This window comes from Phenylobacterium sp. (assembly GCF_022402485.1).
Taxonomy (GTDB): domain Bacteria; phylum Pseudomonadota; class Alphaproteobacteria; order Caulobacterales; family Caulobacteraceae; genus Phenylobacterium.
On sequence record NZ_JAKRSA010000032.1, the window covers coordinates 38,071 to 44,783 of the forward strand.

The following is a 6,713-nucleotide window of genomic DNA, read 5'->3' on the forward strand; positions in this document are numbered from 1 at the left end:
CCTTTGGAGCCCTTAATGCACCAGGGTCTCAGGCCTCGGAACCCACGAGTTTCAAGGACCCTTCGATGGCATTATCGAGGTTGCGGGCAATCGCCGTCAGGAAGGTTTCCGGATGGATCGGCTTGGAGATGAAATCGCTCATCCCGGCGGCATAGCAGGCGTCCTGGTCAGACTGCATGGCGTTGGCGGTCATGGCCACGATAGGGGCCTGAGAAATCGCCCCACCGAGTGACCGGATCCGCCGGGTGGCTTCCAGCCCGTCCATCACCGGCATCTGCATGTCCATCAGAATCAGGTCGAAGTCCCCGGCGGCGGCGGCCTGCACGGCCAAGGCACCATTGACCACGCTGACCACCTCACACCCCACCTCGTGCAGCAGGGTACAGGCCAGCAGGGTGTTGATTTCATTGTCCTCCGCCAGGAGAATCCGCACCCGGTCTCCGCCTTCAGGGTCCTTGGCCGGGGAATGGCCAAGGGGATGAGGCGAAGCCGCATGCATCTCTGTCGCACGGAGAGATCGACCTGCACCAGGCTGGCGCAAGGTATCCATCAGGACATGCTGGCGCACTGGCTTGGTCAGGAAGGCGTCGAGGGCTGGCCAGTCCTCCAGTTCCTCGCGCGACGGCGGCCCCATGGAGGAGGCGACGATGACCCTGGGCTGGCGCAAGGTGGTGGAGGCGCGGATGGCCCGGGCCACTTCATCTCCGGCCATTCCAGGCATCATGTGGTCCAGCAGCACCACGTCGAAGGGCCTGCGCGCCTCGCAGGCCGCACCCAAAAGGGTCAAGGCCACGGCGCCACAGTCGGCCTCAGCCACAATGGCCCCCTCCCCCTCCAGTTGCCGACGGAAGATGTCGCGGTTCAAGGCGATATCGTCGACCACCAGGATGCGGGTGCCGGCAAGGCTCGACGGATGATCTAGCGGAGGGGCCTCCTCGGTCAGCTGCGCCCTGGGCAGTTCGACCTCGAACCAGAAAACGCAGCCGCCGCTTGGCCGGTCTCTGACGCCGATCTGCCCGCCCATCAGCTCGACCAGCTGGCGGCAGATGGACAGGCCAAGGCCCGTGCCACCAAACTTGCGGGTGATCGATCCGTCAGCCTGTTGGAACTTCTGGAACAGGCCGAGCTTGGCCTGCGGGGTCAGACCAGGACCCGTATCGGCGACCTCGATCTTTAGCGCTTGGCACCCGTTGGCTGCAGACGTCGAGGACACCTCGATGGCCACATAGCCTCGCTCTGTAAACTTCACCGCATTGGAGACGAGGTTGAGCAGGATCTGACGCAGGCGCGTGGGGTCGCCCGTGAACCCGCCCTGGGCCCCATCATCAAGATAGCAGGCCAGTTCGAGCTTCTTCTCTGCCGCCCGAGGGGCCATCAGTTCGGCCACGTCCTCCACAAGATCGGTGAGGCTGAAGGCGATCGATTCCAGATCGACCTTGCCAGCTTCCAGCTTCGACACATCGAGGATGTCATTGATGATCGAGAGCAGGCTTTCGGCCGAGGTCTGGACTGCCTCGGCATGTTTGCGCTGATCTGGCGTCAGCTCGCTGCGCAGCAGAAGCGCGTTCATGCCGATCACCCCGTTCATGGGGGTGCGAATCTCGTGGCTCATATTGGCCAGGAACTCGCTCTTGGCCCGATTGGCAGCCTCTGCGGCGTCACGGGCCTGAGCCATCTCCACCTCCGCCTGCTTGCGGCTAGTGATGTTCTGCAGCGCGCCGACAAGGCGTAGGGGACGGCCGGCTGGGTCGGTGATCAATTCCGAGGTCGAATAGGCCCAGACCTCCTGGCCATCATCCCGAGCGACCCGGTACTCGACCCGGTAGGGCTCGCCCGTCTGCTGGTGATGGTCCCAGGCCGCCTGCGCCATGGCGCGGTCGTCCGGATGCACGGTGCCCCAGACATTGCGGTAAAGGTCATCATAGGTCAGCCGTCGGGTGAAGAACGTATCCTCGGCACCGACGCTCAACAGCTGCCGTGAGGTATAGTCGAGCTCATAGACATGGATTTCTGACAACTCGGTGGCCAGACGCATGCGAGACTCTGAGCGCTGAGCGCGATCGATCGCCTCCACCAGATCGGAAATGTCCTGTGACAGCAGCATGAGCCCGCCGACGGTCCCATCAGGCGCACGCCAGGGTGCCACCTCGACCCGCGCCCAGATGCGTCGACCGTCTGCAGTGGCGAACTGCACCCGCTCGGCCTTCAGCACTTCGCCTGCCAGACAGTCCTGGAACCGGCCCTGCCAACGGCTGAAGACCTCCGGCAGGAGCTCAGAGAGCGACTCTCCGTGCAGATCACGGTCGACCAGGCCCATCTCCTCTCGCCAACGCGGACTGCTGTGCATGAGACGCAGATCGCAGTTGGTGACGGCCATCGCCACCGGCGCTGAGGCCATCAGATTGAGCAGCAGCTGCTCGGCGGCATCGGCCTCGGCCTGGGCGAAGTCATTGGCAGCGTCGGCATGGAGGCGCTCGGCGGTGGTCGCAACTCCGTCGGCCAGATCCGCCAGGATTTCAGCCAGATCAGCGTCGGCACCACGCGCGCTGTCCGTTACAACCGTGATCCGGCCCCGCAGGCAGGGGCCACGGAACAGCATCGGGGCGCTCGCCACGAAGACCGCCCCGGCAAAGCCCAGCTCTGTGTTCTGGGCCTGCTCGGAAGACCAAAGCGGTGTGGTGAAAAGAACTTCGGGTCCCGCATCCACCACAAGCTCAAGCTCGCCGTCCTCGGCGCAGCGAAAAGCGTCATCACCATCGTGCAGCACAATCTCGACATGCACGGCGGCAAAGTGCGCCCGAGCCGCCCTCGCCATGCGGCGAAGCACGGGGCGCAGACCGACGGCGTCAAACTTCGGAGAGGCTGAGCCTCCCCAGAGCCTTACTGTGCCGAACATTCACCCACCCAGGAAACCAACACCGGCGACAAAACCCAATTTGGGTAAGGTCTGCCTCAGGGGTTAAGGGAAGGTCAAATGCAGGCAAGAGATGCAAAATCATCCCAGCAGGGCTGATCCGTCGCAGGCCTAGGGGAGATCCTCGGCCAGGATCGCCATCTCGAACATGTAGGACCCCGCCTCGTCCTCGTCCTCGAAGACGACGCCGATGAATTCATCGGCGATGTAAACCTCGGCCGAGTCTTTCTGCTTGGGGCGCGGAACCAGGGTGATCCTGGCATTGGCGAAGGTGCCGCGCAGGTGGCCTTCGACTTTACGCATCGCGCGTTCGTCCACGGGGGGCTCCTTGGGAATCCAATGAAGCGGCGAACCTAGACGTTCGCGCCCCCATATAAAACCTAGGCCGAGGCGATTTCCCGCCTAGATGACATAGTCATACACAGCCTCGGACAGGGTGTGGTCCATGCTGCGGGCCGGCTCATCCCCCGTGGGGCAGTTCACCAGCCGAGCCGGAACACCTGCCGCCGTGCAATGGGCGGGGACCGGCTTGAGAACCACAGAGCCTGACGCGACCTTGGCGTAGTCGCCGATGGTGATATTGCCCAGAACCTTGGCCCCGGCCCCCAGCAGCACGCCGCGGCCGATCTTGGGGTGCCGGTCTCCACGTTCGGCACCGGTGCCCCCCAGGGTCACCCCTTGAAGCAGCGAAACCTCGTCGCCGATCACGGCTGTTTCACCGATGACGATGCCCGTCCCGTGGTCGATGAACACGCCCGAGCCAATCCGGGTGGCCGGGTGGATATCCACCTGGAAGACCTCAGACATCCGGCTCTGGAGATAAAAGGCCATGGTGTCCCGGCCCTGGCTCCACAGCCAGTGGGCGACCCGCTGGGTCTGAAGCGCCAGGAACCCTTTGAAGAACAAGAAGGGCTGTACATAGCCCTTGCAGGCCGGATCGCGTTCGAAGACCGCCCGAAGATCAGCCTCGGCGATGTCCACAAGTCCAGGGGCGGCGGCATAGGCCTGTTCAGCGATGTCCCGAAGGCTCATGGCCCGCAGTTCCTGGTCGCCGAGCTTTCGCGCCAATTGATAGGACAGGGCGTCGCCAAGGCTATGGTGGCTGAGGATCACGGCGTTCAGCAGAGAGGCGAGTGCGGCCTCATCGCGCGCCGCACGTTCAGCCTCGTTGCGCAGGGCCGCCCAAACAGGGGGGGCATGGCCCGGATCGATCACTTCCAGCCGTGCGGCGTCTTCCCGGCCCATGGGCGTTCTCCCTAGCTCAGCATCCGGCGCGTCAGCGCCGGGGGCAAGGCTCCCTCATGCGCCATATGGTAGGCCCTAAGCAACATTGCTACTGTCAGCATATCAGGCAAATGCCCAGCCAACGCGGTTTCCAGGGCCTCCCGGAAGGGCACCCGCGCCACCGCCAGGTCCTCGGTCTCATCGGGCGCGTGGTCGACAGGGCTCAGTCCCAGGGCCAGAAAGCCCATGGCGCGTTCGTCCGTGACCGAGTTTGACAGCTGCGTCCGAAGCACTTCGCGCCATTCTGAGGCCTCCAGCCCGACCTCCTCGCGCAGCTCTCGGCGGGCGTGCTCGAGGGGATCGCCGTCCAGAGCCCCGCCGCCTTCGGGGATTTCCCAACTGTAGTCGGCGTGGGGAAACCGGTTCTGCCCCACCAGGGTCACCGTCCCGTCGTCGTGCAACGGCAGAATGGCCAGGGCGAGGTTCTTGAACCGAACCACCCCGTAGAGCGCCGGAGCCCCTGTGGGGGCCGTCGCGTCATACTCCTCCACGGTGATCCAGGGATTGTCGTACACCCGGCGCGGCGGGCCCGCCTGCCAAGGGCTTCCATGGGGCTGGCGCCAGGAGAGTTTTTGCGACATATTCTCAACTAGAGCCGTCGATTGAGTTGAACTGCAGCCCCTGAGTCTCCGGGCCATCCAAGAAAAGGTATCCCTTGTCCTCGCCCCTTCCTACTCCTGTCCCCATGGGCACGCCCATGCCGCAGCCCCCGTGCCCGGAGGTGCTGCAGTTTCTGGCCACCCGGCGATCTGCCTCGGCTCAAACCCTGGCTGCCCCTGGCCCCACGTCAGATGAGGTGGACGTGCTCACCCGTCTGGCCACCCGAGTTCCAGACCATGGAAAGCTGACTCCCTGGCGCCTGATCGTGCTGGAGACCGCTCCAAAGGCCGCGTTCGCTGCGAAACTGGAGGCGCTGGCCCTGGAGCGGGGCGATACCAAGGCCGTGGTCAAACTCGGCAAACTCAAGGCCCCACCGTTGGGCGTGGCCGTCATCGCCAGACCGCGCCAAAGTGATATCCCAGAGTGGGAGCAACTGCTCTCGGCTGCGGCGGTCTGTACCAACCTGCTCTATGGTGCCATCGCCATGGGCTATGGTGCCAACTGGATCACCGATTGGTACGCCTATGACCCCGACGCGCTGGCGATCCTAGGGCTGGAGGACGGCGAGCGGGTGGCCGGCTACATCTTCATGGGAACATCGGCGACGCCGCCTCTGGAGCGCGTCCGGCCCGACGCCAACAGCCTGGTCAGCCGCTGGGAGGGATAGGCCTGCCGGCACCCAGTCCTTGCCCGGAGCCTGTCATGCAACTGTCGAACAAGACCTGTAAGAGCCCGCGCCTGGAGTGCCGCCACCAGCCCCTGGGCGGGGCGAAACACAAAGACCGGCCGGCGCAAACGCCGACCGGCCTCCGGTGACACGCCCGAGGAGAGTTGGGCCTACTCTATATAGCAGTTGAAGGCCCTTGCCGCCAGTGAGGGCGCAATGACTGCGTCTGTTCGTCCGGCTGGACATGAGGTTTGGAAACGCTGCCGTTTTCAGGGATCGGCTCGCTCGCGGACGCCCCACATTTGGTCTTCCAAAGCCAGGCGTCGGCCGCGGCCCAGTCGGCGACCCAATCTGCAGCCAGTTGCGCTTACGTAGCACCCCGGTGGAACGGGTTAGTAATCCGCACGCCAGCGATGGTCTGGCCAGGGTTAAGGTCTTCTGTGATCAATTCTTCGCAGCCGGCACCAGCGGCCGCTGCAACGACAAGAGCATCCCAGAGCGACAACTGCGCAGAGGCGCGCAACGCCAGGCCCGCCTTGAGAAGGGCCTGGGTATTGTCAATCACGTCAAAGCGGCTCCAGGCGCGGATCAAGCCGACGGCGTTATCATGGGACAATGGTCGCGCCCGCCGCGCATGCGTGGCCTGCACGTAGAACTCCTGCAAGACCTGCACACTGAGCACCACATCCCGGCGTGCAAGATAGCCAAGCGCCACATGCCGCTTGGTCCCTTCGCCGACGTTGAGGTCAAGGCTGTAGAGGAGGACATTGGTGTCGAGGAATACGCTCATGTGTCTTGGCGATAAAGGTCGCCGCGGGGCAATCGGGCCTCGGCGTCGAAATCCTCAATCTTGACACGGATATCCTCCTCCTCCCGGGCAAGGGCTTCGAACCGCGCGTCAAGGGCGGTCAGGTCCTTCAAGAATTGTTTGACCAGGGCGGAGATCGAGGAGCCTTGCGCCGCGGCTTTCACCCGGGCGGCGAGGTAGGTTTCTTCGTCAATGGCGACGGTTATGTTGCGCATAACGCTGTGATACTGTGAAACTGTGGAAGCATCAAGGCGCACACTGGGCGCGCAAGCCTCAGCGTCGGCTTTCCAAACCTAAGCCATCGTCGGCAAGCCAGCGTTGAAGCGCTTGCCATATCTTCCGTAACGTCCAGGGGCAGTTATCCGGTCGCCCTCGCAGGCACCTATCAGCCCCGCCCCCGGTAAGGGGCCACCCCCTGATCGGGGAGCCAAAGGTCGGCA

General features: G+C 64.1%; 7 protein-coding genes. 1 reads left to right on the plus strand and 6 read right to left on the minus strand.

Going from position 1 to position 6,713, the window contains the following annotated elements; genetic code table 11:
• Positions 1–28: 28 nt before the first annotated feature.
• From MH112_RS14235 to MH112_RS14250, 4 genes are all read right to left on the minus strand, one after another.
• On the minus strand, positions 29–2,896 hold the full coding sequence (locus MH112_RS14235) for a response regulator (RefSeq protein WP_296568996.1): 2,868 nt from the start codon (positions 2,894–2,896) through the stop codon (positions 29–31).
• Positions 2,897–3,025: 129 nt separating this feature from the next.
• Complete coding sequence (locus MH112_RS14240; protein WP_296568998.1) at positions 3,026–3,232, minus strand: DUF3126 family protein; 207 nt, start codon at positions 3,230–3,232, stop codon at positions 3,026–3,028.
• A gap of 84 nt (positions 3,233–3,316) precedes the next feature.
• Complete coding sequence (gene cysE, locus MH112_RS14245; RefSeq protein WP_296569002.1) at positions 3,317–4,159, minus strand: serine O-acetyltransferase; 843 nt, start codon at positions 4,157–4,159, stop codon at positions 3,317–3,319.
• A gap of 11 nt (positions 4,160–4,170) precedes the next feature.
• The gene (locus tag MH112_RS14250; RefSeq protein WP_296569005.1) at positions 4,171–4,779 is read right to left on the minus strand and encodes an NUDIX hydrolase; all 609 of its coding nucleotides are present in this window, start codon (positions 4,777–4,779) and stop codon (positions 4,171–4,173) included.
• A gap of 116 nt (positions 4,780–4,895) precedes the next feature.
• Here MH112_RS14250 and MH112_RS14255 point away from each other — a divergent pair, with 116 nt between their 5' ends.
• A complete protein-coding gene (locus MH112_RS14255; protein ID WP_296569007.1) occupies positions 4,896–5,465 on the plus strand; it encodes a nitroreductase in 570 nt (189 codons plus the stop codon).
• Between the two features lie 367 nt (positions 5,466–5,832).
• Here the strand turns inward: MH112_RS14255 and MH112_RS14260 are convergent, their stop codons facing one another.
• Together MH112_RS14260 and MH112_RS14265 are read right to left on the minus strand one after the other, a co-directional pair.
• A complete protein-coding gene (locus MH112_RS14260; protein ID WP_296569010.1) occupies positions 5,833–6,255 on the minus strand; it encodes a PIN domain-containing protein in 423 nt (140 codons plus the stop codon).
• Positions 6,252–6,488, minus strand: coding sequence for a hypothetical protein (locus tag MH112_RS14265; RefSeq protein ID WP_296569013.1), 237 nt, complete (start codon positions 6,486–6,488; stop codon positions 6,252–6,254). The genes MH112_RS14260 and MH112_RS14265 overlap by 4 nt, the downstream gene beginning before the upstream one ends.
• Between the last annotated feature and the right edge of the window lie 225 nt (positions 6,489–6,713).

Coding starts and splice junctions, on each gene's coding strand:
- MH112_RS14235 (WP_296568996.1), bottom strand. CDS start 2,896: ATGTTCGGCACAGTAAGGCTCTGGGGAGGCTCAGCCTCTCCGAAGTTT.
- cysE (WP_296569002.1), bottom strand. CDS start 4,159: ATGGGCCGGGAAGACGCCGCACGGCTGGAAGTGATCGATCCGGGCCAT.
- MH112_RS14250 (WP_296569005.1), bottom strand. CDS start 4,779: ATGTCGCAAAAACTCTCCTGGCGCCAGCCCCATGGAAGCCCTTGGCAG.
- MH112_RS14255 (WP_296569007.1), top strand. CDS start 4,896: ATGCCGCAGCCCCCGTGCCCGGAGGTGCTGCAGTTTCTGGCCACCCGG.
- MH112_RS14260 (WP_296569010.1), bottom strand. CDS start 6,255: ATGAGCGTATTCCTCGACACCAATGTCCTCCTCTACAGCCTTGACCTC.
- MH112_RS14265 (WP_296569013.1), bottom strand. CDS start 6,488: ATGCGCAACATAACCGTCGCCATTGACGAAGAAACCTACCTCGCCGCC.